The organism is Streptomyces sp. CA-294286 (genome assembly GCF_050947155.1).
Lineage (GTDB): Bacteria > Actinomycetota > Actinomycetes > Streptomycetales > Streptomycetaceae > Streptomyces.
In genome coordinates, this window is sequence record NZ_CP192004.1 from 1,027,602 (window position 1) to 1,052,354 (window position 24,753).

A 24,753-nucleotide genomic window follows, 5' to 3' on the forward strand; every position below is an offset into this window, starting at 1 on the left:
GCTGATCCGCACCGAGGTCGCGGAAGGGCCGGCCAAGGAGCACCGCGAAGCCGCGGTGCCGCGTACCGCGCGCACGAAGGGCTACGCGTTACGGCGCTGCTGCGGCAACTGGCCCGGCGAGGCGTCCTGTTCGGGGAAAGCGTCGGGACCGGCCCGTGCGTCAGTCCTCGACGGCGGCCACCGCTTGCGCGGGGGTCAGGACCTCGCCCCGGCCGTAGGCGTCGCGGTACGCGCCCTCGTCGAGGTGGTTGCGTACGGCTGCCGTGATGCGGTCGACGTCGCCGCGTTCGGCCGGCGGCAGCGGCATACCGACGGAGCTGCGGGCCGCGTGCGCCGCCCCCAGCAGCAGGGCTGCGTGCGCGGGCCGGCCCGCGAGGGAGCACGCCCCCGCCAGACCTTCCAGGGCGAGTGCGAACGCCCTCACGTCGCCGGTGTTGCGCGCGGCCGCCCATCCCTCCCGGTGCAGACGCAGCGCCTCCCGCGCGTCGCCGCGCTGCTCCGCCACGAAGCCCAGCTCGGCAAGCACCAGCGCACGGCCGGGTTCGAAGGACATCGCCGACTGCCACTCCAGCGTGCGCCTCAGGTGCACCTCCGCCGCATCGAGGCGGCCCTCGCGGCGGGCGCCGAGCCCCAGCCCGATCTCCGCGTGGATCTCGCCCGGCTTGAAGCTGTGCTCCGCCGCGAGACGCAGCGCCCGCTGATGGAACTCGCGCGCCCGTGCGTGGTCGCCGGACAGCATGGCCGTACGGCCGAGACCGGTCAGCCGGTCGGCTGCCTCCGGCCAGAGCCCGAGGTCCTCCGCCATCCGCAGCCCCTCCTGGTGGAGTTTCGCGGCGCGCTCGTAGTCGCCTGCCATCTCGGCGAGGGAGGCCAGCGGCTCGATGGTCTGCAACACGCCCCACCCGTCGGACAGTCGGGCGAAGAGCTCGGCACTGCGGTGCCCGTCGCGCGCCAGCCGGTCCAGGTCCCCGCGGACATGGGCCTGATTGGCCCGTACGCTCAGCGCGGCCGCGACGCCCCAGTCGTCGCCGAGCGCCCGGAAGCCGTCCAGCGCGCGCTCGATGAGGTGCTCGCTGGTGGACTGGTCGCCCACGCCGAAGAGGGCGAAGCCGACGAACCACTGGACCCGGGCACGCTCCCTGGGGTCCGCCAGGGCACGGGACAGCTCGTCGGCCACCCGGCCGTGCCGCAGGCGTTCCGCGCCGTCGCCGACGAGAACGGCGAACCCGGCCCGCCAGGCGCGGGCCCGCACGGACGCCGTACCGTCCCGCCCCGCAGCTTCCTCGCGCGGGCCCGCCACGGCGAGCACCGCCGCCAGGGTCCGGTCCGCCTCCCGAAGCCTGCCCCGCAAAAACCAGTACCAGGTGAGCGCGTTGGCCAGCCGAAGACCGTGCTCGACGGAGCTGCGTCCCCCGACGTCCTCCAGCACCCTGCGGAAGTTGGCGCTCTCCACGTCCAGGCGCCGCAGGCGGCGTCGCTGGTCGGGACCGTGCAACAGCGGCGCGGCGCGCTCGGCCAGACCGGTGTAGTAGCAGCAGTGGCGGCGGTGCACGTCGCCGCTCTCGCCCGCCTCGTCCAGCCGGGCCAGCCCGTACTGCGCGACGGATTCCAGGAGCTGGTAGCGCGGCTCGTCACCGGTGTCCGTCATGACCACCAGTGAGCGGTCCACCAGCCGGGCCAGCAGGTCCAGGACGTCGTCGCGCTCCACGCCCGGTCCGGCGCAGACGGCTTCCGCCGCTTCCAGGGTGCACCCGCCCACGTGCACGGCCAGGCGGCGCAGCACGGTGCGCTCGGGCTCGCCCAGCAGGTCCCAGCTCCAGTCGATCATCGCCCGGAGGGTCTGCTGGCGAGGTGGGGCGCCGCGGTAGCCGCCGGCGAGCAGCCGGAAGCGGTCGTCGAGTCGGCTGACCAAGCCGTGTACGCCCAGGGCCCGTACTCGGGTGGCGGCCAGTTCGAGCGCCAGCGGGATGCCGTCGAGCCGACGGCAGATCACGGCGACGTCCCGGGCGTTGTCGTCGTCCAGGGCGAAGCCGGGGGCAGCGGCGGCGGCCCGGGCGACGAACAGTTCCACAGCACTGGAGCGCGCCGCCTCCTCGCGTCCCACGTCGGGCGCGGCCCCGGGCACGTCCAGCGGGGGGACGGCCCGGACCACTTCGCCGTGGGACCCGAACGGTTCCTGGCTGGTGGCCAGAATCCGCAGCCCCGGAGCGCGCTTGAGCAGCAGTGTCGCGAGTTCGGCGACCGCGTCGACGAGGTGTTCGCAGTTGTCCAGAAGCAGCAGGAGATGCTTGTGCGCCAGCGCCTCGGCGAGACTTTCCGCCGGTGAGGAGCGCCGGTGCGCGCCGACGGCGCTCCCGTGCCCGCCGACAAAGGGGGCGGAGCCGCCGAGAGGGACCGGCTCCGCGTCCTCCCTGATACCCAGGGCCGCCATGACGGCCTCCGCCACCGGACCCACCGGATCCCCCGCGTGCGTGCTGTTGCTGCGGCCCAGAACGGCGAGTTCGACGAGCCAGGCACCGTCCGTGAAGTCGTCGGCGAGCTGGGCGGCCGTCTCCAGCGCCAACCGGGTCTTGCCCACGCCTCCCGAGCCGGTCAGCGTCACCAGGCGAGCCGTCGCGAGCAGGTCCTTGAGCTCGGCCAACGCCTGCGCGCGCCCTACGAGTTCCGTCAGTGGGGCCGGCAGGTTCGTGGTCGCGCGGTACGAAGGGCGGGGCTGGGCGGCCGGGTTCAGTGCGGCGTCCTGGTTGAGCATCGCCTGGTGCAGGGCGCTGAGTTCGGGGCCGGGGTCGATGCCGAGTTCGCCGGCGAGCCCGGTGCGCACTTGCTGGTAGGCGGCCAGGGCCTCTCCTGTCCGGCCGGCGGCGTACAGTGCGCGCATCTGCAGGCCGCGCAGCCGTTCGCGCAGCGGATGGCGCGCCGCGAGTTCGGTCAACTCGTCCACCACATCGAAGTGTTCACCGAGGTCGATGCGGGCCTGCGCCAGTGCCTCGATCGCGGTGAGGCGGGCTTCTTCGAGGCGGGTGACGACCGGGCCCGCGAAGTCGGCGTCGTCGAAACCGGAGAAGGCGGTGCCGCGCCACAGGCCGAGCGCCTCGGTCAGCAGGGCCACCCGCTCCCCGAGTGCCGCGGCGGACCTGGCCCGTACCACCAGAGCCCGGAACCGGTCCATGTCGACGCTCTCGGGTTCCGTGCGCAGCAGATAACCGTCGTCGCGCAGGACCAGCAGTGCGCGGCCGTCCGCCCCCGCGTCGTCCAGCGTCTTGCGCAACTGCCAGATCCTGGTCTGCAGCGCGGCAGCGGGGTGGCCGGGCCGCTGGGACTTGCCCCACACCTCCTCGACGAGGCGGTCGGCGGACACCGGGTGCCCCTCATGGGACAGGAGAACGGCCAGGAGGGCCCTGGTCCTGGCGCCGGGCACGGTCATCGGGCTGCCGTCCGCCTTCCACACGGCCAGTGGCCCCAGTACCCCGAATCGCATGGGCGCCACCGTAACCCAGCTCCGTGAAGGGTGCGGAGAGCCGGCCGTGAGCGGGTGGTGAGCCGGTGGTGAGTGCCGCACCGCACGCTGTGAAACGTCCACCAGCGCCGTCGACAGACCGCCCCGGCTCAGGAGCACCCCTTGCCCGACCACAGCCGTCTGCACTCGGCGATCACCCCAGGCAGCGCTTGCCGTGGCCGCTTCGAGTCGGTGCTCGACCAGGCGCCGAAGGCCGGTGGCCGAAGACGTCCCGAGTTGCGCGGCCCCGGTCAGGAGGACCAAGACCCACGCACGCGGTGGGCGCGCGTGCTCCACGACGCCCGGCGCGCACGGCCCCACGCCTCCTGACCTTTTCGGGGGACCGGCAACCGCTCCCGCCCCCCGACTCCCCACTGCGTGCGCCCGATCGAAGATGCGCAGCTGATCCACGAACCTTGGAGGGTTCCCCATGACCGCAGAAGCCCCGACCTCCACCGAACTGCGGGCCGGACCACGGGAGTGGCTCGGGCTCGTCGTGCTCACGCTTCCCACGATCCTGCTGGCGCTCGACTCCACGGTGCTGAACCTCGCGGTGCCGCACATGAGCGCGGATCTGAAACCCACCAGCACCCAGCTGCTGTGGAGCGTGGACATCTACGGTTTCATGATCGCCGGGTTCCTGGTGACCATGGGCACCCTCGGTGACCGCATCGGCCGGCGCAAGCTGCTGATGATCGGTGCGCTCGGCTTCGGTATCGCCTCGGTCCTCGCCGCCAGGGCCACCAGCCCCGACATGCTGATCGCGGCGCGCGCGCTGCTCGGCATCAGCGGTGCCACGCTGATGCCCTCGACGCTGGCGCTGATCAGCAACCTGTTCAAGGACGCCAGGCAGCGCGGAACCGCCATCGGCATCTGGGTCACCTGCTTCTCCGTCGGCATCGCCGTCGGTCCTGTCCTGGGCGGTGCTCTGCTGGAGTGGTTCTGGTGGGGGTCGGTCTTCCTGCTCGCCGTCCCGGTGATGGTGCTGCTGCTGATCGTCGCGCCGATCCTGCTCCCGGAGTACAAGGATGCCGACGCCGCGCGCATCGACCTGGCCAGTGTGCTGCTCTCCCTCGTCTCGGTGCTGCCGACGATCTACGGCATCAAGCGCCTCGCCGAGCACGGCGCGGACGTCATGGCGATCGGTACGCTGGTGCTCGGCCTGTTCTTCGGGCTGGTCTTCGTGCTGCGTCAGCGCAAGCTGGCGAGCCCGCTGCTCGACCTGAAGCTGTTCTCCCACCGCGCGTTCAGCACCGCCCTGCTGGTGCTGACCCTGGGTCTTGGGCTGATGGGCGGGCTCTACCTGTTCATCACGCAGTACCTCCAACTGGTGGAGGGCCTGAGCCCGATGAAGGCGGGGCTGTGGCTGCTGCCCGCGGCCGCCGCGCTGATCGTCGCGTCCTCGCTGACGCCGGCCGTCGCCCAACGGGTCCGCCCCGGTTACCTCGTCGGTGGCTCGCTGTTCCTGTCGGTGCTGGGATACGTGCTGATCAGTCAGGTCGGCTCCACCGGTGGGCTGCCGCTGCTGGTGATCGGTTTCGTACTCATCTACACGGGCATCAGCCCGATGATGGTGCTCGGTACGGACCTGGTCGTCGGTACGGCACCGCCGGAGCGGGCCGGTTCGGCCGCGGCCATGTCGGAGACGGGCATGGAGTTCGGCATCGCCCTCGGCATCGCGGGGCTCGGCAGTGTCGTGACCGCCGTGTACCGGCAGGACGTCGGCGCGGCACTCTCGCCCGAACTGCCCGCGGCGTCGACGGATGCGGCGACGGACACGCTGGCCGGCGCCGACGCCGTGGCCGCGGAACTTTCGGGTCCGGCCGGCGCGGAACTCCTGGAGCAGGCCCGTGAGGCGTTCACCAACGGCTTGAACCTCGCGTCCGGCATCGCGGCCGTCGTGGTGGCCGCACTCGCCGTCGGAGCCGTCGTGCTGCTGCGCAACATCCCGGCGGGGGCGGCCCCCGAGGAGGACGCCGAGTCGGCCGGGACCGATGCGGCGGGACCGGCACCGGAGCCGGTCGCCGCGGGTGAGGGCCGCTGATCTCGGCGGAGCGTCCCTGGGCGGGCGCGCCCCACGCTCCCGCTTCACTTCGGCGCTCGCGGCAGAGGGCTCGTGGCACGTGGAGCGGCCTCCGGCCGGGCGATGGTGTCCGCCTGGCCGGAGGCCGCGGTCGTGCAGGGGAGGGGCAGCCCTAGAGGAGCCGTCAGGCTGGCTGTGACCTTGCGGGAGTCGCCCCGCGCGGCCCTTGTCACCGCAATCGGCACAAGGTCCTGCGTCGGCGCTACTGAGGTTCTGTTGGCAGGTCGCTCGCCCGGGTGAGGCGGCCCTTGTCCTCGTCGAGCGCGAGAACGTCGCGGAGATGCACGATGCCGAGACAGGAGTCCTTTTCGGACGTTCGCGCGCGGTCCCGGCGAAGCCTGCTCCGTACGGGGAATGCCTGGCTCTATGGTTCTACATGCTTGTAGAAAAGCGAGGGGTGTCCTTGCTCTTCGCCTCGCCGCCCCACCGGACATGCTGCAGCCAGCCAGCCAGCCAGCCAGCCAGCCAGCCAGCCAGCCAGCCAGCCGGAGCGAACGGTGGGCCGTGGGGCATACACCCCGTTCACCCGAGATCCCTGCACAACATGAAGGAGCGGACGCCATCATGGTGTTCAAACGACTGCTCGGCTCGATCGGTGTCGGCGGCCCCACCGTGGACACGGTGCTGGAAGGCGGGCCGTTCCTGCCCGGCGGAACGGTGCGGGGCGAGGTGCAACTCATCGGCGGCAAAGCCGAGTTCGACATCGAGCGCATCACACTGGAACTGGTCGCTCGCGTCGAGGCCGAACACGAGGACGGCGAAGCCGAAGGCGTCGTCGTCTTCGACCGCATCCACGTCGACGGAGGATTCCGGCTCGCGGCGAACGAACACCGAAGCGTCGCCTTCGCGCTGACGCTGCCCTGGGAGACACCCGTCACCGAACTGCGAGGGCAGCCGCTGGGCGTCGTGCTCGGCGTACGGACGGAACTGGCAGTCGCAGGAGCCAAGGACAAGGGCGACCTCGACCAGTTGACCGTGCAGCCACTCCCGGTACAGGAGGCGGTTCTGGAGGCTCTGGGGCAGCTCGGCTTCGGCTTCAAATCGGCCGACCTGGAGTACGGCCGCATCGGCGGCACCGGCCAGCAGCTCCCCTTCTATCAGGAGATCGAGCTCACCCCGGCCCCGCAGTACGCGCACGCCATGCGTGAGGTCGAGGTCACCTTCCTGGCCGACCCGGGCGGCGTCGAGGTCGTCCTCGAAGCCGACAAGCCCGGCGGAATCTTCTCTTCCGGCCGGGACGCCCTCACCCGCTTCGCCGTCAGCCACCAGAGCATCGGCCAGTACGACTGGAACACCGAGGTCGACAGCTGGATCCGCCAACTCGTCTCCTCCCACGGCATCCCGGCCCCGCACGGCGGTGGCGTGTACGGACACTCCCACGGCGCGCACGGAGGCCACACGCACAAGGACGAGCACGGCCACCACGCCGGCGGGCACCGGTCCGGTCCCGGCATGGGCACCGTTGTCGCCGCCGGCGCCGCGGGACTGGCGGTCGGTGTGGTCGGCGGCATGGTGGCCGCCGAAGTGGTCGATGAGGTCGGGGACTTCTTCGAGGGCGACGAGGAGGAGCCCGAGGAGGAGGACGGCGGCGACGAGGGCTGAGAAGCCGCCTCCCCTGCTGACTTCTCCATGCGTGCAGAGCGATGTGGGCACCGGGCCGCGCTTTCGCCGGCCTGGCGCTCTCTCGACGTGCGACGAGTTCCGATGGCCCTGTGGGACCGCTGCAGGGAGTCCGCATCGGTGAGGCAGCCCTGCTCTCGGCGAAGATGAACGACTGCAAGAGCGGCCCATTTCGCGAAGTGAGCATGGACCACGTGCGAGGCGAGCTTGGACACGTGCGCCCTGGTCGCCCCCGCCGACGCCACCGCCGACCCGGTCGACCGCAGCAAAGTCGCCCAGCTGATCAGCACGTTCCACGAGGCGCAGAATCTCGTCAGGTCCAGGGCGCGAACGGCGTTCGAGGACATGGTTGCGGTGCGGCCCTTTCGCTGGTCGCGCGGTGAGCGCGGACGACCACGACATCTCCGTGTCCTACTCCTCCATCAACGTCTACTTCCGGGCCCGCCACCGGCCCGCTGGTTTCACAGTGAGTCCTGACACCGCTTGCCGATCGGGAGCCGAGGGCGTTCGGCCTCGGCCGAGGAATCGCTCGGCCAGTGTTCGGCAGAGAGATCATCATGTGGGAATGCCTGACAACCGATCCTTTGCGGCACCGATCGCGGTGCGGCTCTCGCGGTACACGAAGGCGGACCAGGAGGAGATCCTTGGCAACGGCGATGATCCCTTCGGTGTCGCCTCGACTGGTCTGACCTGGCTGCCGAAGGAAGAGCACTTCGGCATCAGACACGAGGACCGGCTCGTGGCACACACTGGCCTGCTGCGACTACCTGTCGCGATCGGCGACACGAAGACAGAGGTGGTGGGCGTCGGTGGAGTGGCTGTCGCACCCGGTAGGCAAGGGCAGGGACTGGCTCGGCTCGTCCTCGCGGCTGCCCTGGCGCACGCCCGCACGATGGGTCCTCAGCACGCACTCCTGTTCTGCCGGCCTCCCCTCGTGCCGCTCTACCAGCGCCTGGGATGGCACCCTCTCGACGGGGACGTACTCGTCGAACAACCTGAAAGCCGCCTGGTGACCATGCCGCTGAGGACCATGGTGACGCCCCTGCACGACGACGCCCACTGGCCCTCAGGGCCAGTACGACTGTTCTCGCCCCCCATGTGACGGAGGGACACGGCAGCACGGCGACAAGGGTTCACCCATCCCCACACCAGTATCCGATCCGCCTCACCTGATCGGCCAAGCAATCCGGTCGTCGCAGGCCAACGTGAGCAGAGCGGCTGACTTCGCTGTCAAGGACAATCGGTTTCCGGTCTCCCCCAGCCGTGACAGTCAGCGCGACACCCGAGGCGGCGATGGATGCTCGCGTTCCCGGGGCGCAGCACAGTTGACCTGTGTCAGTGGGTGCTGATCGCCTGTCGGCGAAGGCCGCTGCCGATCAATTCACTTCTGTGCAAGTGAGGGATTGTCTGCGGGGTTCCCGACAGCGGAGGATGACCGCGACGGCGATGATCACTCTGCTCGGCGGTTCTGTAGTGTGCGCCGATGACAAGAAGCGAGCGGCTCGCGGAGCAGTTGGACTGGTACTGGCGCAAGAACCTGCGGCCACGGCTGGACGGTCTCACCGACGAGGAGTACTTCTGGGAACCGGTGCGCGGCTGCTGGAGCATCCGGCCACGTGGCACGTCTGGCGCACCGATGTTGGCAGGCTCGGGGGAATGGACCATGGACTCCGCGTCCCCTGCCCCGGTTCCGGCACCGGTGACCACGATCGCCTGGCGTCTGGCGCACATCATCGTCTCGTGCCTGAGTTATCGGGTCGAATGGTATTTCGGCGACCAGGAGACCGACTCTGAGACATTCGCCTACGCGGGGACCGCTGACGAAGCGCTCAAACAGCTCGATGAGATGTACGGGAGATGGAACGCAGGGGTCCGCGAGCTCTCGGACTCCGACCTGGACAATCCGCCTCCGGTGGGTCCCGAGCGGTTTCCCATGGAGAACAGGATTCTGCACGTCAACAGGGAGCTCATCCATCACGGCGCCGAGATCTCCCTGCTGCGCGACCTCTACCGCTGGCAGGACTGAGCCCTACCCGCACCGAACGCGGACTCCGTGACGCTCCATGGCTACTTCACTCGCCGCCCCCGCCCCCACCACCCCCGCCGCTGTGACCGCCGCTGTGACCGCCGCCGGAGTGAGTATCCGCATCCAGGCCGGGGCCGGAGCCGCCGTAGCGACGATTGCGGCCCGACCGCCGCCGTGGGGGCTGGCCCGCTGGGGGTGGCACGGCCTCTTCCCGGCGCGGGCTGCGACGAGGGAAGACGTACGCCGGCATGCGCGGGTCGAGCTGGGCCTGTTGGAGATGCCGCCGGCCCGCCGGGGTCGTGTGACGCTCCGCGCCCGCCACCAGGCCCCACGTGGCCAGCCCGCGGCCGATCGTCTCCATCTCCGGGGAGCGTTGCAGGACGGCTCGTACCTTGTCGATGTCTGTCGGGTGCCTGCAGCATGCGACCAACGCGCGCTCGACCGGATGCAGAGGTTGCTTCCCCCGCACGGAACGGACCTGTGCGTTGTTCACCACGAGCAGCCCGAGACGGCGCAGCGTGGTGACCGCACTGTCCACGACATGCTGGGCCCCGCCCGCCAGGAACGCGACGTCATACACGTCCAGGGGTCTCGTCTCGCCCGAACTCCTGACGATCCACCGGAACACCCACCGCATATCAGCCCTCCCCGTCACGGCCTGCATCTGTCAGCTGGCAGTGCAGCTATCCCTGTCCCTCGGAGTGTGCGGGCACGCGATCAACTTGGGGTGGCACAGGACATCGGACCCTCTCGCGGCCGCTGTCGGCCGGACGGGCAGCACCCTGGCCGACACGGCTGCCGTCTGCCGGTGGCCTGACGGTGCCCGGCGTCATCTCAGGTGTCGGGAGAAGAACTGGGCGGCAGCATCCCCCGCGACCTGTGGAGCGCCGATGTGCCCGCCCATGTAGGTGTGCAGCGTCCGCCCCTTGGGCCCGAAGGCGTCGAACAGGTCCAGGGCCGCCGCCTGCCGTTCGTCTCTGATTCGTCGGCCCACCGGACCCGGAGGTGCAGCAGAATGGTCACCTGCCGAGCTTTCTCGAACAGGGCACGAGGTACGAAGCTCTCCGCCAACGGAACGGCGGCCATGATATGCGGCTGGACCACCGCCAGCCCGGTTCCGAGAGAAGTCACTCCCGCTGAGTACCCGACCGGGCCGCCGATCGTGAATCGGCGCCCATGGTGGGGAGCGGGCGCCAGTTGGCGGGAACGTTGCGCATGATCAGGGCGCAGTCCAGGGTTGCGCTCCCTGGGGGAAAGCGGTCCGCGTCGTCGAAGAAGGACGAGGCAGCGGAGTCGGTCCGGCCGGCTTCCACGTGCCAGGCGTCGGTGTGCAGTTCCATGCCCTCCAGATGGCGGCCGGACCTGGTGGCCGAGTAGCCCTTGGCCCCGTCCTGGAAGAAGCGGGATGCCTCGGTCAGATCCGCGAAGAGTTCGCTGCCCCGCAGTTCGTCGGATGTCTCCACGGTGACGTCCGCCTGGGTGTCGCCGTCCCGGGTGGCGAAGGCGACACGTATCCGGCTCGGTGTCTCGTGCACCTCGAAGTCGGCGCGGCCGTGTTCGCCGGGGAAGACGCGGCCTCCGGCCCAGACGTTGAGCCGCGAGGCGGTATCGCGACGCGGGATGTAGACGCCGGACTCGACGCCGTCCGGTCCGTCCCATTCGACGGCGATCCGGTGTGCCGCGTTCTCGCTCCGCAGCCCGAGCGCCGTGGGTGCCCAGACCGGCCGGACGCTTCCCAGCCGCAGGAGGCAGATGCCCGCGACCGCGTGGCCGTGCACCAGTTGCGGGCGCAGCGGCCGGGGAAGCAGGCGTGCGGCGGCGTCCGGGGCGATCCGGTAGTTCACCAGAAGCCGTCGTTCGACGACGCTGGACAGGCGCAGTTGTCTCATGATCCCTCGCTCGGCGCCCCGGGACGCCATGTGGTGTGGCGAAGGACGATCTGTTCGGGGCAGACGGCGCTCAGGAACCGGCCGATGCAGGTCGCCAGGCGGTCCTCGGCCAGTGTGTAGAGGATCCGGTTGCCGTCCCGGCGTTCGGTGACCAGACCCGCTGCCTTCAGCACGCCGAGGTGCCGTGAAACGGACGGCGCGCTGATCGCGAACCGGCTCGCGATCTCGCCTGCCGCGAGCTCACCGCCTCTGAGGTCCTCAAGGATCTGACGCCTCGTCGGGTCCGCGAGTGCCCGGAAGGCCCCTGCCTCGTCCTGCGCTTCTGTCATGTGAGATATTTAGCATATTAGCTAAGTATCTCACAATGGGCTCATTGGTCTGCCGCGACGCAGGGCTCCGTACGCACCGGGCTCCCCGTTCGCAGTGGTGAGGCAGGAAGCTTTGCGCAGAGCTTTCGGGTGCTTGGGATTCTCGGGGTGCTCCGCGTGCCGGAGCCGCCCGTACCTAAGAGGTGGCACCGCCCGTGGCACCCACCGCTGTGCGCGCCGCCGCCACGAAGGCTGCGATCGCCGGGTGCGTGCCGCCGCCCGCGCGAAAGGCGACCTTCGAGCGACGGAACAGGGGCAGCCGGGTCAGGACCACGCCCTCGGGGGCCTGTGCGGTGGCCATCTCCGGTACGAATCCGGCACCTTGCCCGATCGCGGCCAGTGCCAGGACCGTACGGAAATCGTTGACCTGGTGGCGGATGCGCGGCTGGAAACCGGCGGCCTGGCAGGCGCGTACTGCCATCGCGTGACCAGTCGTACCGTCCCGAGCTGTGATCCAAGGGGACGTGCTCCACGGTCCGAGCAGCTCCTCCAGCGTGTCCCCGCGGGCGGCAGGACCGGCGGCGAAAGCGTCGTCGGCGGTGCTGCCCGTGGCCAGGTACATCGGCTCCTTGAGCAAGGGCACCTGATCGACCGCGGTGTCCGGCGACGCGGGAACGAAGTCGTAGTCGTGGATGAGAGCCACGTCGAGTTCGCCGGCGCGCAGGCCGTCGGAGACTCGCGCCGAGTCGATCTCCCGCACCATCGGTTCCAGCGCGGGGTGCCGCCGGGCCAGTTCGGCCAGGGTGGCAGGCACGATCGCGGGGCCGCCGGAGGGGAAGGTCCCGATCCGCAGTGGTCCGCCGAGACCCTCGCGTGCCTCGGCGAGCTCGGAAACCGCGAGTTCGAGACGTTCGAGAACGGCGTTGGCATGGACGACGAGGATGCGGCCCGCGGGCGTGAGCACCACTCGTCTGCCACTCCGTTCCAACAAGGGCACACCCGCCTCGCGTTCGAGCACGCTCAGCTGCTGGGAGACGGCGGAGGCGGTGAAGCTCAGCGCCTCGGCCACAGCCGCGATGGTGCCGCGTCGGTCCAGTTCGCGCAGCAGGTGAAGACGTCGGACATCGAGCATAAGTTGAGCTTACGCATGAGCGTAAATACATGAACTGGATTTACCGGGTTGGTGTCGGTCACGCTGAGCGCATGAAGCCCGAAGCGAACCTCACCGGCCTGTTCGTCCCCTTGATCACTCCGTTCACCGACGACCTCCGCCTCGCCCCGGACGCGCTCGCCCGTCTCGCCGACGAGACGTTGTCGACCGGCGACGCCCGCGGGCTGGTTGCACTGGGCACTACCGCCGAGGCGGCGACGCTGACCACCGAGGAGAAGCGGGCCGTGGTCCGCATCTGCGCGGCCGCGTGCCGGGCACACCAAGCTCCGCTGATCGTCGGCGTCGGAACCAACGACACCGCCACCGCCATCAGGACGCTGCGGGAGCTCGCTCAGAGCGGTGACGTCGCTGCGGCGCTGGTTCCCGCTCCGCCCTACACCCGGCCCGGTGAGGCGGGAACGCTGGCACACTTCATGGCACTCGCCGAGCACGGGGGTGTGCCGCTGATCGTCTACGACATCCCGTACCGCACCGGTCAGCCCCTCAGCACCCTCACTCTGAACGCACTCGGGCGCCTACCGGAGTTCGTCGGGGTCAAGTACGCGACCGGCGCGATCGACGCCGCCACGATGGAGCTGCTCAGCTCGTCAGGACCAGACTTCGCGGTGCTCGGCGGCGATGACGCCGTCATCTCGCCGCTGCTCGCGGCGGGCGCCAGCGGCGGCATCCTGGCGTCGGCCAATGTCCGCACTGCTGACTTCGCCAAGCTGATCTCGCAGTGGCAGGGCGACGCTGTCGGACCGGCCCGAAGGCTGGGAGCCGAGTTGGCCCGGCTGTCCGCCGCGCTCTTCACCGAGCCGAACCCGACCGTGATCAAGGGGGTGTTGCACGCCCAGGGCCGCATCCCCAGCGCGGCAGTCCGGCTGCCTCTGCTGGCCGCCTCCGCCGACTCCGTCCGACGGGCGGCGGCCCTGGCCACCACCCGACCCCACCAAGTCCACCAGGGGGTCGCGATCTGACACATGCCCGTGATCGGCCGGAAGAACCCGGGCTTCGACGCAAGCGGCATGAGTGCGACCGGCGGGGCCGGACGGGACCTGCCGTCGTCGGAGACGCTGACGCCCGCGTCGACACTCGAGCCGGTGCCGGAGTCCGGGGTGCACACGACCGGTGGCGGAGCTCGGGGAGCGGATCTGTACGGCACCTCTACTTCGGCGTTGGTGCCCGCCGAGGCGATCGGTGATCTCGCCCTCCGGGGCGCTCTCCAGGACCCGTTCGGCCAGTTGCTGCAGCCAGCCAGCCAGCCAGCCAGCCAGCCAGTCAGCCAGCCAGCCAGCTAGCCAGCTAGCCAGCCCGCCCACACCGATCCCGGCACCGCCCCGGGCATCTGGGAGTACGTCACCGAGAAGACCCTGAACTCCATCACCGGCACGCTCTGCCTCCACAGGTGGTGCCGCTGCCGCGCAGAAGCGAATGGACGCTGGCGGAGGAAGCCGGGCACGCGGATCGCGACCGCATCCACCGGCTGCTGCACCGGATCGGGCGGGATGCCGAGAGGCAGAAGTCGACCGGACCTACACCCGCGACAGCGACGGCACGATCGTCTACTGCGACATCGTCACCGAGCCCACCCACGGCCAAGTCGCCTCCCGCACGGGCTGGTCCGACCAGACCTACCACCGGTACGACGCCACCGGCCGACTCACCACGGTCGCGGACACCTGGAACACCCAGCGCACGCGCCGCGGCTGCACCTCCGACGCGCGCCCCAACCGCAGAAACCTCACCGCCTCCACCGGCACACTCGCACGGAACCTCTCACGCAGCCGTTGCGTCCTTGCCAGTGACTGACGGCACACCGCGACCGGCGTGCCGACCGACGAGCGATGCGGAGAGACACATGCGTATGCGCAGGAGACTCGGAGCAGTGCTGGCAGCCGCGGCACTGACCGTGGGGATCGGTGTCGTGGCGGCGCCGGCCGCCCAGGCGGCACCGGGCTGCTGGACGAACGACGGCGGCATCAAGTGGTATTGCAACAACGTATCGGGCGCGCCGGTGTACGGCACCGTCGGCAACAACCACTTGTACCCGGACCCCACCAAGGTTGTTGGGTACATGTACTCCAACCCGAGTTGGTTCTACTGCAAGCTCGACGGTCAGGCATGGGTCGGCGGCCCGCACCCGACCCGCTGGCTGATGACTGTCGCGGACAACGGCAAGCTGGGCTTCATGAAGGACACCGCGATCTACAGCGAGACCGACCCGGTACGGAACTGCTGATCACCGCCCGTACAGGTGCCTGGGAAGGAGCGCCCGCGGCACCAACGGCCGCACGAATCCGGGCCGCTGACACCGCGCCACACCGGGCACGCCTCCGTCACGAGGACTCTGTCCGGTGTCCGGGCGAGCCATCTCGAACGGCGGCTTGCCCGCCCTGTCCCTGTGCACTGAGCTGGCGCCCCCGTGGCCGGACCATCCCGGCCGCGGGAGGCGCCCGGTGAAGACCTGCGAGGCGGGCAGACGGTGGTGCGGCGCGGCGCGGCGTGCACCGCTCCGGCCGGGTCCGGGTGTGGAGCGAGCAGGTGCTGCGCGTGATCCGGTACCGGCGTGGCGCTGGTGACGCCTGCGCGCCCGGGGTCCAGGCCCCGTGGCAGGCCCTGTACGCCACGGCCCGCTTCGACGGGGACCGGTCGGTACGAGCGGAGGCGTTCGACGCGATGGTCACGGGGGAGTGGGAGCGCGCCAGGGGCGGGGCAGGAGACGCAGCTGCCGCTGGGGAAGCCGCCGACGGCGCGCAACCCATCCGGCGCGCACCCGGGACCATACCGTGTCCCGTGCGGCACTGAGGGCGTCATCACCTTCGGCCCTTCGCGCAACGCGAGCATCAGTCAGTCAGCCTGACACGACGCGACTGCTTCAACACTGTCGTCAGCCTGCGTGCTGCGGTCGCCAGCATGGTGAACGGCGCGCTCGCTGCCCGAGATGCTGCGTAGGCCGGGGCACCGCGAGCGGGTGGGACTCCCGGCCCACGTCGTGCACCGCCGCCTCGTGCGTACATACCCCTGTGACGCTCGCGGTCGGCGTGGGCGTCGGGGCGGGCGTGATCGTTGGACAATGGTGCCGTGTCACCTTCGTTGGGCCGACGAGCCGGGGGCTCCACGGGCACCGCTCAGCGCTTGCCGGACAAGCCCTGTCCTTCCTGGCCAAGCCTTCCGCAGAAGAGGTGGGCTTGTACGTCGGCGGACCGGGAGAGCCCTCATGACGCGCTCTCCTCTTCCGCCGGCCCCGGTCTCCGTGTTCGCCGACCAGGCCGCTGATGCCGTGTGTCCTTGGGGTCGCGGCGTCCTTGGGTCGCGCGATGTCTGCGGCACGACGCACTGCTTGTGGCGCTCATCGGGCAACAACATTTCCGGGGCGACTGGCGGGCGGTGGGATCGTGAGAGGAGGGGCCAGGCACATGCCGTTCCAGGGCACGCTGGTCGTCTGACGCCTTCGAAGCGGTCAACCGTAGGTGGAACACGCACATCCCGCGGTGGTCGGTGCACCATCGCGGGAGACGTGCCCTGCGCGTGCCCTGCTGCCATATCTCGCTGACCCGGCAGGAAGTGCGATGACGCAGATGCCCAGCACTCGGCAGTGTTTGCGCCTCGATGACGTATGGAAGGCGTACGGACGTCGGCAAGTACTGTCCGGTGCCGATCTTTGCGTCCGAGCTGGAACGCTGGTAGCGGTCGTAGGGGAGAACGGGGCGGGGAAGAGCACACTGCTGCGTATCGCGGTGGGGCAGGTAGCCGCCGACCGGGGCGGTGTCGAGCGTGTGGGGCCGTTCGGTTACTGCCCGCAGGTGGCCGTGCTGAATGACACCCTTACCGTGCGCCAGCACCTGCGACTGTTCCAGGTTGCGTATGGCCTGCATGACCTGAGGCGGGCCCATGAGCTGATGCATTTCTTCGGGTTCGAGGACTGCGAGAACGCGCGGGTGGCGTCACTCAGCGGCGGTACGCGACAGAAGCTCAACCTGACGCTCGCGTTGATGCACGACCCGCAGCTCCTTGTCCTGGACGAGCCGTACCAGGGCTTCGACTGGGACACCCACCGGCGGTTCTGGGAACTCGCCTCCATACTGCGAGCGGCAGGCCGCTCCGTCCTCGTGGTGACCCATCTGGTGCACGAGCAGGAACAGTTCGACGCCGTCCGGCACCTGCATCGGGGCCGTTTCCTCCAAGAGGCGAGCAGCACATGACGTCCCTCCTGACAGGCTTCGGCGTGATGCTGGGAAGCATGCTGGTGAGCCACCTCCGCAATCGGCTGGCGATGGCGCTGGCTCTCGTCTTTCTCCCGCTGTGGATCGCGCTGGTGCGCGTCTCCGCCTACTCCTCGGTGCGGCCGTTCTCCGTCAAAGCAGCCGGGTTGCAGGAACTGCTGGATTCGAATCAGGTGGCGCAGCTCGCCGGTGTGCTGAACGCGGTGACCACGGTGATCGGGTTCATGATGTTCATGGTGACGATCAAGGCGAGGGATGGACCACCGCCTCGTGATGGCGGGGTACTCCCGGCTGGAACTGCTGGGTGCGCGGTTCACTTCACTGCTTGCCGTTGCCACTGCGCTGAGTCTCTACACGGCGCTGCTGCTCCATCTCTCGCTGCCGGTCCAGCAGTTCTGGTGGCTGGCTGGTTCCCTGCTGGCGGCCAACGTCACGTACGGCGCCTTCGGGCTCATGCTTGGTTCCTTCCTACGAGGGGAGCTGTGAGTTATGCACCCCGGTGGCTGGGCTGGGTCCTGCCCTGTACGAGCCTGATCCCGGCTGCCCTGCTCGACCGGATGGACGACCTGCTCCACGTGGACGCCATCGCCTGCCGGCCCGTACCGGAACAGCGCACCGCATACGAGGAAGAGATGCGCCGCTCGATCGAGCTGCCCGACACCTGAGCGCCCGCCTCCGCAACGGAACCAACCGGCCATCGGGTGTTTCCCCACAGGGCCCGTGCGAGGTCGGCTTCGCGGCGGCGGATGCTCAGGCCGCACGGGGAGTGGGCGGGGCGTCGAGAAGGGCGTCAGGACCGACATGGCAGGACCGACATGGGCGGCGTGATGAGCCTGATGTCGGGCGGGGCCGACCGACGGACGAGGACGGCCTCCAGGAGCGCGGCCGCTGCCCCTCCGCCTGGGGGAAAGCGAGGGCAGGGGCTTGCCCGCGCGCAGAGAGCAGAGAGCACACACCGCTGTACGGCGGGCAGTAGGCAAGGCCGGTGGGACTGCCCGGATCGTCCGTGTCTCCGATCCCTCCGCGATGGGAACGCCCGCGCGGGGCCGCGTACCGCGGTGCTTCCAGACAGCGCGGGGGCTGCCAAAACTGTGCCGGGCCCGACGCCCACCTCGTACACGTCGACCAGGGCGGCGACTTCGTCACGCGGTCCCGTAGCGCGCTCTCCGCACTGCCCAGCGGAAGCTACCGACCCCCCGGGTCGAGGCGGACCGCGCCTCGACCCGAGCTCGGTCCGCGACCCGGCCGGCCGACCGCGGGAAGTCGCCGACGCCGAGGTGCACGGCGACCGCGGCCGGCCCCGCCCGCCGGGGGGCGGACGGAGCGGATCAACTGTTGTCCGCGTCACGTCACCGTGTGGCGAGAGAGGCTCAGGTCCGGTTTGCGGCTGCCTCTTCTGCAGCGGCCGCGGAAGTGGTGGGCGCGGAGGCATCCGCCTCGCGCGGGGAGGGAAGGGCGCCGGGGGGAGGTGTGCTGCCGCTCAGACCCAGGCGCAGGTACACGAGCTTGGAGATGTCGGCGAGGGTGCCGTTGGCGTTGCGCAGGAGTTCCATGGGCGGAATTTCGATCTCGTAGCGGGTCTGAAGGGTGACGAGGAGTTCCGCGGCCATGAGCGAGTCCAGGCCGTAGGAGTCATCTCGTCCTCGTCGCTGGGGAAGAACAGTTCACGGGACAGTCGTCGTCCGTCTTCGGCGGGGTTGTCGCTGCGGTGCAGCGACAGTCGTCGCACGTTGAGGTCGGGCAGTTCGTTGGCCGCGACGCGTCCCAGGCCCCACAGCACGGCGTCGGCAGGGTGCGTGTTGGCTGCCCGGTCGGCGATGCCGCAGGGTCGCGTCACGATCCACAGTTCTGTTCTCAGGCCCCGCGGTGGGTCTGTGCAGGCGGCCGAGCAGGTGCGCAGCATCTCCGCCCGCTGTGTGGCGCGTGCCAGTACGGCTTCGGGGGAGTGCTCATCCGTCTCGCCGAGCAGAAGCACGAGGGCCAGGGTGTCTGCGCTCTTCTCATTGGCGGCCGTGGCCAGAAGATGCTGCCATCCCTGGCGGGACGTGGGGGCCGAGGCCGGTGCGGGGGCCAGGCCGCCGCTTGTGGTGAGGGCATCGGTGAGGGCGACGGCCAGCGGGTGTGCGTCGGTGGTCTCGGCGACGGTCAGGAAGACGGTGCCCGCCCGGGTTTCGGGCATGGCGGCCGGCGGGGCGGGGGGCGTGGCGGCCTGTCCGACCTGAGCGCCGCCCACGCTGCGCATGGCCCTGACGCCGACAGCAACAGCGGGAGCACCGGCCACGCACAGGCATGCCGGTGCGGAAGCCAGGACCTGCCTCACCGACACTCGGGGAGAGGACCTGACGCAGGCGCCGTCGATCCGTGCCTGCCCCGCAATGCACGAAGACCGGGACTCAGCGGTCTGACGGTGACACGTTCGCTTCAGCGTACTGCCGACCTTTTCGCCGAGCCGGATCGCATGAGGCTCTGTCCGAAGAGACAACCGCCTCGCCGGACGACGCCGCGCTCGACGACGGTGAACTTCGTCAACGACGGTTGCACATCGGGTCAGGGCCGGAATGTGCACCTACGACGTTCTCGGGCACAACGGGCCGCCCGGCCAGTCGTTGCAGTTCAACATCCAGACGGTCCACGCACCGTTGTGCGCCCGCACGCGTCACAAGTCCTTGCCGTCCGCGCCCGTTCGCCGACATCGCGTCGTCGGCACCGGCGAACCTCTGCACCGTCCCGTGGGCCACAGCATCAGCCGTGCCAGCTCTTTGACGCTGATCACCATCACAAGCACGCTCTAATATGCGTTCCGTGAACGATAGAGACAGTCAACTCCTCGCAGGGCGCTACCAATTGCTGCACCTCTTGGGTCAGGGCGGCATGGGTGCGGTCTGGCGGGCCCACGACGCCCAGCTGGCGCGGGACGTGGCCGTCAAGGAGCTGCGGCTGCCCGAGCACCTCGGGGACGCCGAGCGGGCGCTCTGGATCGCGCGGCTCGACAGGGAAGCCCGCGCCGCGGCGCGGCTGAAGCATCCGGGGATCATCACGGTGTACGACCGGATAGCCGGAGCCGACGGACGGCCATGGATCGTCATGGAGCTGGTGACCGGCGGGTCCCTGGCCGACCTCATCGAGGCACGGGGCCCGCTTCCGCCTCAGGAAGTCACGGACATCGGGCTACAGGTGACTGCCGCGCTGAGCGCCGCGCACCGGATGGGGATCACACATCGGGACATCAAGCCCGCCAACATCCTCCTCGAAGAGGGCCGGGCCGTGCTGACCGACTTCGGGATCGCGGCTGTTGAGGGAGACGCCACGCTCACGGCCACCGGCATGATCATGGGGACGCCCGCGTTCATGGCACCCGAGCAAGTACGCGGGCAAGCCGCTACGGCCGAGTCGGATCTGTGGTCGCTGGGAGCGACGCTCTATGCCGCGGTGGAGGGCCGAGCACCGTTCGCCGCCACGACCCCGAGTGCTGTTCTGGTCGCGGTGGCGACGGAGGAGCCCGCGCCCGCCCTGCTGGCCGGTCCCCTCGCTTCCGCGCTGACGGGGCTGCTCCGCAAGAATCCGGCCGAGCGGCTGACGATGGACCAGCTGCAAGCGCGGCTGGCGCAGCCTGTCACGCTCCGGACGCCGGCTCCCTCTGCTCCCGCCGATCCACCCCTGCAGTCGCCCTCCCCGGTGCCGCAGCCCCCTACCGTCACCGCGACCGCACCGCCTCCTCCCGGTCGGCGGGCAACGCCCGCCGCCGCTCCGATGGCCGCCCCGCGCGGCCCCGTTGTACCCCGCCGCCGCTGGTCCACACGCCGGACCGTGCTCAGCGCTGCCGCGGCCCTGACCGTGGTGGCCGCGTCGGTGACCGGGTACGTGCTGATGACTTCCGACGCCTTCAACTCCACGTACCAGGCCAATCTGCGCGCAGCCGAAAGGTTCGGGTCCCCCGACGACTACCGCCGCGAGTCCGAGGCCCGTGTGTCCGAGGACCGGGCGCGGATCACCTTCGCGGCAGAATGCGCCGGGAACAAGCAGTGCGACTTCCAAGCAGCCGGCGCACAGCGGTGGCTCACCATGCTCCCCGGTGTGGCTGCGGTCGACTTCACCGGGAGCAGCACCTGCTTGAGCTCCGAGAAGGGCTGCCCCATCCAGGTCGCAGGCACTGCCCCGAACGACCAACCAGCCGTCAGGCGTGCCTCACTGCGCCTGAACCTGACGGCCGGAAGCGCCAAGCATCCTCTCGGCGGCCTTTACCAACTCGAAGTCGACATCGGCCGATAGCCGCGATCCTCACGACGACACCCTTCTGCGCGGACTGGAGCGTGTGGAGGAGCCTGAGCAGGCTGCGCCGTCATCACGGGTACGACGAACTTGCCGTTCGTCACGAGGCGCCACCGCGCAACTCGCCTCGATACGGCAGATCCTGTGACCACATCCGGGTCTGTCAAACGAGTGGTGCGAATCGGTCTGTCAAGGGTTGCCGGCGGGCTGCGGAGAGTCGGCCGTCGAAGGTGATGTCGAAGGCGTTGAGGACTGTCTTCCAGATCACCTCGCAGGTCAATGGCGGAAGCAGCGGCTGTTCCTGAGCGAAGTACTCGCGACGGTGCGGGTCTTGGACCGTGAAGGCCGGCCCTCGTTGTCCAAGTCCCACTGGTCGACCGTGGCGGGCAGCTCGGTCAGCAGGGCGAACTCGCGGACGGGGGCGAAGTGGTTGTGGCGACAGGAGCCGATCTGCCCCACGACACCGCCCTTCTCATGGGCGCCCTCGATGCCGGGAGGGCAGGAGAGGGCATCGACGCCCCAGTGCGGGCGGAAGGCTGTCCAGCGGTCGTTTCCCACCCCGGCCCTGGACAGGCCCCGGGCCCCGCTCGACCGCGGCCCGCAGGTTGTCGCAGGGGATCCGGCCACGAGCTCTGCCGCCCAGCGCCCGGAAGGCATGCACGTGCCCTTCGAGGAACGCGTCCTCGCCGCAGGAGGAACACCCGCTGTACCGCCTTGCGCGAAGAGGACAGCCGCAACGAGAGCTGAGATGCCTTGGTCATCTTGCCTGCGAGCAAGAGGTGCACGTCAATCCACCGAAGACCCACAACCGTGTCCTGGCCGCGGCACGAGCACCCGTCGAACGCGGCATCGCGCCCGTCAAGTCCTGGCGGACCGTCCGCAGGTCCCGGTGCGGTTCCCCACCGCATGACGTCAATCGCCAAGGCCGTCCTGACACTGGAGATGCAACGCTGGAGAAGCTCTGCGATCAAGCGGCGATAGGGCGCCGACGGCTCGGGCACGGTGGGAGCCAGCTGCCGGCATGACCAGTGACGAGCAGCAGTCGGCTCCCGCGCCCGCGGTAACGGCAACACCGCGGGCTTCGGATACTTCAGTACGCCGTCGACGTCGAGCGTGCCCGGGTCTTGTACAGATTTTCGGTGCAGTGGTCCATCGTCGTCGCTTACCTCCAAATCTGCGCACTCCCCATCCCGCACTCCGCATCCCGACACGCAAGACTTTCGCAGGGGTCGCCGCCAGGTTTCGTCATCGGCCGGCGCGGCTCCGGTAGGACCAGTGCGTACCAGCACGATCAAGCACCGCCGCACCTGCGCGGCACTCCCACGCAGGGTCGACGTCCCGGAGGGCACCTCTGGAGACGCTGCGTCAGCGAGCGAGGGCTTCTGAGCCCTTTGCCTCGTGGAATGCGGAGGGCGTACCTTTCCGAGTGATCGACTTCTGGTCATCGAGCAGGCCCGCGTTGCAGCGCGGTCGGGAAGGCATGCCCGTGCTGAACGCAGTCAACGAGGACGGCAACCCCCAGAGCGGCTCCCTGATGGACGCCATCGTCCGTGAGGGAGCTTCTCGGATGCTTGCCGCAGCGCCGGCAGCCCGGTCAGGGCCCTGGCGATGGCGTTCAAACTCGCTGGGTCCGCCCAGAGCCGCTGACGCGCGAGCGCCGCACCCCACCTCGTTGCCCGCGTCCGGAACGACGCCCGCATCGAACGCGGTGTCCCGGTCGACTGTGAGCAGGGGGACGCGGCATGAGTGAGCGTGAGGAACGCCCTCTGCTGTTCCTGGACGTCGACGGACCGCTCCTGCCGTTCGGCGACGGCCCGCGGCGCGAGCCGTCAGGCACCGCCGCAGATTCGCACCTGACGCGACTCGACCTTCGCGTCGGGCCTCGCCTCGCGGCACTGCCGTGCGAACTGGTCTGGGCCACCACTTGGCAGGAAGCGGCGAACACCGATATCGCACCGCGGCTCGGCCTGCCACCCCTGCCGGTCGTGCTCTGGCCGGAACCCTCAGAGGCTCAGGAACGCGAGGACAAGTGGTTCGGCCTCCACTGGAAGACCAGGAGCCTGGTGGCATGGGCGGACGGGCGCCCGTTCGTCTGGGTCGACGACGAGATCACCGACGCCGATCGGGACTGGGTGTCCATCCACCATCCCGCCCCAGCCCTTCTCCATCGCGTCGCGTCGTCCCGCGGCCTCACCACCGAAGACTTCGTAGTCCTCGGTCAATGGCTACGGGGCGCTTGGGGTTCCACAGTGATCGACAGCTAGCGCCGCGTCAGACAACCTTTGCTCTGCAGTGACGTGACGCGCCGTTTGGATGCTGGTCCGGCAGAGCGTCGCCGCAAGGCTGTCCGGGTGGCAGAACGAGTATGGGTACGCGAGATCGACGATGACGAGGGCAGACGGCTGCTGCGGATCTTTCGCCGCGGCACCGGGTCGGTGGCGGCCTGGCGGCGGGCGCAGATGGTGCTGCTGTCCGCGCGTGGGCGTTTATAGGACCGTTCTTTCGGACGCCACGGGTCTGGCGTCAACCGGTTCCGAGGGGGATGCGGATTACGGCTCGGGGTCTTCGAGCCAGAAGACCTCGATGCGTGAGGTGTCGTGGCGGTCGACGACGCAGGGGAACGTGAGACTCCGGCACCCAGCCGCCCCGCCTCTACGGCATTGAACGCCTCGGACACGGTCAGCCGGTAGGAGGAGCCGGTTTCGGGCTGTACCCGGAGGTCGACCACGAACGTGTCCCGGCCATTGATCCGGGAGGTCCCTTCGGCCAGGGACACGACGGTCGCCGTACACAGCTGGCCGTCGGTGATCTCCCGTTTGGCGGGAACGAAGAAGTGAGAGTGGAGGATCAACGCCCCCGAGATGAGGAAATAGACCGTCCACGTCAGCGCCACCGCCCAGAACAACCGATCGATCCCCGGACGGCGGCGAGGCCGTCTGCGGCGCCATATCAGGTAGGCCACGCTCACGGCCATGAACCCCGCGAGCGACCAGGCCAGCTCAGCCATGGACTTCCCCCTCACGCCTCGGACGGAGCATGGCGTGATCGCAGTAGGCCGGTCCGTGGGGGCCGTCAGCGTGGTCAGGCACCGTAGACGGCCCACGGGGCGAATCTGGCCGTCTCCAGTCCGCCGTCACCCGCTTCCATGGACCACACGGTCTCCCACTCCCCGCCGCCAGCCGAGACCTCGATGCAGTAGGCCCTGGCGTAGGAGTCCTCCCCGTCGAGGGCGACCCTTGCCGCGTCAGGCAACGTTTGCCCTGTCGACGACGGGCAGCGCAGCACGATCCTGGCTCGCAACGCGAGGAACTGGGCAGTCTTGGCCCGCCGCGCCCACTGCTGCAGCTGCCTGCGCTCAGTCTCGTCGAGGATCGGATCGGCCTTCGGCCGGCCAATCCGTCCGGCATCCTCAAGCCCGGCCATCCGCTCCGCCGCGAAAGCCCGACGCCACTTGCCGACCGTCTTGGCCTGGATACCCACGAGCCGTGCGACAGCCGCGTTTGACATGCCGTCAGCACACGCCAGGATGATGCGGGCCTTCTTAGCCGAGCGCCGGTGCGGCACCTCTGTCCGGCGCAACAACTCGGCACGCTCGGCCTCGGACAACGTGATCGCCACAGCAGAAGGCCCCGAACGCGACCTGACAACAGAGTACTTACTGGCCTCAGGATTTCTGGCGCATCACA

General features: G+C 69.7%; 21 protein-coding genes and 3 pseudogenes. 15 read left to right on the plus strand and 9 right to left on the minus strand.

Annotation, left to right across the window (positions count from 1 at the left end):
- Positions 1 to 160: 160 nt before the first annotated feature.
- Positions 161 to 3,478, minus strand: a complete 3,318-nt coding sequence (locus ACQPZG_RS04485) for a BTAD domain-containing putative transcriptional regulator (RefSeq protein ID WP_433544442.1) — start codon at positions 3,476 to 3,478, stop codon at positions 161 to 163.
- Positions 3,479 to 3,926: 448 nt separating this feature from the next.
- On the opposite strand from ACQPZG_RS04485, the gene ACQPZG_RS04490 reads away from it, so the two are divergent.
- From ACQPZG_RS04490 to ACQPZG_RS04505, 4 genes are all read left to right on the plus strand, one after another.
- Positions 3,927 to 5,540, plus strand: a complete 1,614-nt coding sequence (locus tag ACQPZG_RS04490) for an MFS transporter (protein WP_433544443.1) — start codon at positions 3,927 to 3,929, stop codon at positions 5,538 to 5,540.
- A gap of 603 nt (positions 5,541 to 6,143) precedes the next feature.
- Positions 6,144 to 7,181, plus strand: a complete 1,038-nt coding sequence (locus tag ACQPZG_RS04495) for a sporulation protein (RefSeq protein ID WP_433544444.1) — start codon at positions 6,144 to 6,146, stop codon at positions 7,179 to 7,181.
- 583 nt (positions 7,182 to 7,764) lie between these two features.
- Positions 7,765 to 8,301: a GNAT family N-acetyltransferase gene (locus ACQPZG_RS04500; RefSeq protein ID WP_433544445.1), complete on the plus strand. Its 537-nt coding sequence runs from the start codon at positions 7,765 to 7,767 to the stop codon at positions 8,299 to 8,301.
- A gap of 381 nt (positions 8,302 to 8,682) precedes the next feature.
- Positions 8,683 to 9,225, plus strand: coding sequence for a DinB family protein (locus ACQPZG_RS04505; protein ID WP_433544446.1), 543 nt, complete (start codon positions 8,683 to 8,685; stop codon positions 9,223 to 9,225).
- Positions 9,226 to 9,271: 46 nt separating this feature from the next.
- On the opposite strand, the gene ACQPZG_RS04510 is transcribed toward ACQPZG_RS04505, so the two are convergent.
- The 5 genes and pseudogenes from ACQPZG_RS04510 to ACQPZG_RS04530 all read right to left on the minus strand — a co-directional run bounded on the left by ACQPZG_RS04510 (position 9,272) and on the right by ACQPZG_RS04530 (position 12,554).
- Positions 9,272 to 9,862, minus strand: a complete 591-nt coding sequence (locus ACQPZG_RS04510) for a TIGR04222 domain-containing membrane protein (RefSeq protein ID WP_433544447.1) — start codon at positions 9,860 to 9,862, stop codon at positions 9,272 to 9,274.
- Between the two features lie 192 nt (positions 9,863 to 10,054).
- Positions 10,055 to 10,386, minus strand: a pseudogene (locus tag ACQPZG_RS04515) (alpha/beta hydrolase); the annotation flags it as partial.
- A complete protein-coding gene (locus tag ACQPZG_RS04520; protein WP_433544448.1) occupies positions 10,353 to 11,114 on the minus strand; it encodes a DUF2071 domain-containing protein in 762 nt (253 codons plus the stop codon). The pseudogene ACQPZG_RS04515 and the gene ACQPZG_RS04520, both read right to left, overlap by 34 nt.
- Complete coding sequence (locus ACQPZG_RS04525; protein ID WP_433544449.1) at positions 11,111 to 11,443, minus strand: metalloregulator ArsR/SmtB family transcription factor; 333 nt, start codon at positions 11,441 to 11,443, stop codon at positions 11,111 to 11,113. Before ACQPZG_RS04525 ends, ACQPZG_RS04520 begins: the two co-directional genes overlap by 4 nt.
- Before the next feature lie 175 nt (positions 11,444 to 11,618).
- Positions 11,619 to 12,554, minus strand: coding sequence for a LysR substrate-binding domain-containing protein (locus ACQPZG_RS04530; protein ID WP_433544450.1), 936 nt, complete (start codon positions 12,552 to 12,554; stop codon positions 11,619 to 11,621).
- A gap of 71 nt (positions 12,555 to 12,625) precedes the next feature.
- Between ACQPZG_RS04530 and ACQPZG_RS04535 the strand changes: the two genes are divergently transcribed.
- The 7 genes from ACQPZG_RS04535 to ACQPZG_RS04565 all read left to right on the plus strand — a co-directional run bounded on the left by ACQPZG_RS04535 (position 12,626) and on the right by ACQPZG_RS04565 (position 17,463).
- Positions 12,626 to 13,552 (plus strand): dihydrodipicolinate synthase family protein, encoded by a 927-nt coding sequence (locus tag ACQPZG_RS04535; RefSeq protein ID WP_433544451.1) that lies wholly within the window; start codon positions 12,626 to 12,628, stop codon positions 13,550 to 13,552.
- 3 nt (positions 13,553 to 13,555) lie between these two features.
- Positions 13,556 to 13,873, plus strand: coding sequence for a hypothetical protein (locus tag ACQPZG_RS04540; RefSeq protein WP_433544452.1), 318 nt, complete (start codon positions 13,556 to 13,558; stop codon positions 13,871 to 13,873).
- Positions 13,874 to 14,006: 133 nt separating this feature from the next.
- Positions 14,007 to 14,384, plus strand: coding sequence for a hypothetical protein (locus tag ACQPZG_RS04545; RefSeq protein ID WP_433544453.1), 378 nt, complete (start codon positions 14,007 to 14,009; stop codon positions 14,382 to 14,384).
- A 49-nt stretch (positions 14,385 to 14,433) separates the two neighbouring features.
- The gene (locus ACQPZG_RS04550; protein ID WP_433544454.1) at positions 14,434 to 14,814 is read left to right on the plus strand and encodes a hypothetical protein; all 381 of its coding nucleotides are present in this window, start codon (positions 14,434 to 14,436) and stop codon (positions 14,812 to 14,814) included.
- Between the two features lie 1,330 nt (positions 14,815 to 16,144).
- On the plus strand, positions 16,145 to 16,777 hold the full coding sequence (locus ACQPZG_RS04555; RefSeq protein WP_433544455.1) for an ATP-binding cassette domain-containing protein: 633 nt from the start codon (positions 16,145 to 16,147) through the stop codon (positions 16,775 to 16,777).
- A 276-nt stretch (positions 16,778 to 17,053) separates the two neighbouring features.
- Positions 17,054 to 17,284, plus strand: a complete 231-nt coding sequence (locus tag ACQPZG_RS04560; protein ID WP_433544456.1) for a hypothetical protein — start codon at positions 17,054 to 17,056, stop codon at positions 17,282 to 17,284.
- Positions 17,281 to 17,463, plus strand: coding sequence for a hypothetical protein (locus tag ACQPZG_RS04565; protein ID WP_433544457.1), 183 nt, complete (start codon positions 17,281 to 17,283; stop codon positions 17,461 to 17,463). The genes ACQPZG_RS04560 and ACQPZG_RS04565 overlap by 4 nt, the downstream gene beginning before the upstream one ends.
- 705 nt (positions 17,464 to 18,168) lie before the next feature.
- Here ACQPZG_RS04565 and ACQPZG_RS04570 read toward each other — a convergent pair.
- Positions 18,169 to 18,420, minus strand: a complete 252-nt coding sequence (locus tag ACQPZG_RS04570) for an acyl carrier protein (RefSeq protein WP_433544643.1) — start codon at positions 18,418 to 18,420, stop codon at positions 18,169 to 18,171.
- Between the two features lie 1,171 nt (positions 18,421 to 19,591).
- On the opposite strand from ACQPZG_RS04570, the gene ACQPZG_RS04575 reads away from it, so the two are divergent.
- Positions 19,592 to 21,067 carry a serine/threonine-protein kinase gene (locus ACQPZG_RS04575; protein ID WP_433544458.1) on the plus strand — a complete coding sequence of 492 codons (1,476 nt, stop codon included), beginning with the start codon at positions 19,592 to 19,594 and terminating at the stop codon, positions 21,065 to 21,067.
- 276 nt (positions 21,068 to 21,343) lie between these two features.
- Here ACQPZG_RS04575 and ACQPZG_RS04580 read toward each other — a convergent pair whose 3' ends face one another.
- Complete coding sequence (locus ACQPZG_RS04580; RefSeq protein ID WP_433544459.1) at positions 21,344 to 21,625, minus strand: hypothetical protein; 282 nt, start codon at positions 21,623 to 21,625, stop codon at positions 21,344 to 21,346.
- A 239-nt stretch (positions 21,626 to 21,864) separates the two neighbouring features.
- Here ACQPZG_RS04580 and ACQPZG_RS04585 point away from each other — a divergent pair.
- The 3 genes and pseudogenes from ACQPZG_RS04585 to ACQPZG_RS04595 all read left to right on the plus strand — a co-directional run.
- Positions 21,865 to 22,048, plus strand: a pseudogene (locus tag ACQPZG_RS04585) (hypothetical protein); the annotation flags it as partial.
- Positions 22,049 to 22,809: 761 nt separating this feature from the next.
- Positions 22,810 to 23,331, plus strand: coding sequence for an HAD domain-containing protein (locus ACQPZG_RS04590; RefSeq protein ID WP_433544460.1), 522 nt, complete (start codon positions 22,810 to 22,812; stop codon positions 23,329 to 23,331).
- Positions 23,332 to 23,418: 87 nt separating this feature from the next.
- Positions 23,419 to 23,550 (plus strand): annotated as a pseudogene (locus ACQPZG_RS04595) (IS630 family transposase); the annotation flags it as partial.
- A gap of 598 nt (positions 23,551 to 24,148) precedes the next feature.
- Here the strand turns inward: ACQPZG_RS04595 and ACQPZG_RS04600 are convergent.
- Entirely contained in the window at positions 24,149 to 24,685 is a 537-nt protein-coding gene (locus ACQPZG_RS04600) for a helix-turn-helix domain-containing protein (protein ID WP_433544461.1), read from the minus strand.
- Positions 24,686 to 24,753 lie beyond the last annotated feature (68 nt).